Raw genomic sequence first — 412 nt, forward strand, 5'->3', positions numbered from 1 at the left:
ATAGAAGGACAAGTTCCTAAACTTGGGTCTTGAAAAACTCTACTTACTATTTGAGTTCTTCTATGTTCAGCTAAATTTGTTATATTAGTATTATCTAAAGTGATTTCACCAGAGGATTCTTTCAATAATCCAGATATTATATTTAATAAAGTAGATTTACCAGTTCCATTACTACCTATGATACTTACAAATTCACCATCTTCTATATTAAGTGATAAATTTTCAAATATAGTGTTGGGTTGACCATATGGATTTGGGAAACTCTTTGAAATATTTTTAATTTGTAACATCTATAACACCTCTTTTTTCAGATTTATTTTTGGTACTAGCTTTGCACTTGTTTTTTTTTAGTGAGATATTTAAGTTACCAGTAGCTAAGAAAGCTATTATAACTATGGCAGTTATCAGTTTT

1 protein-coding gene is annotated in these 412 nt (G+C 27.9%); it reads right to left on the bottom strand.

Annotated elements, in window-relative coordinates:
- Positions 1 to 290 (bottom strand): ATP-binding cassette domain-containing protein (locus KGF41_RS20555; protein WP_227850946.1); only part of this gene is annotated, 290 nt, incomplete at its 3' end.
- Positions 291 to 412: the final 122 nt, after the last annotated feature.

The sequence above is a fragment of the Clostridioides sp. ZZV14-6150 genome (assembly GCF_020657875.1).
Classification (GTDB): Bacteria; Bacillota; Clostridia; order Peptostreptococcales; family Peptostreptococcaceae; genus Clostridioides.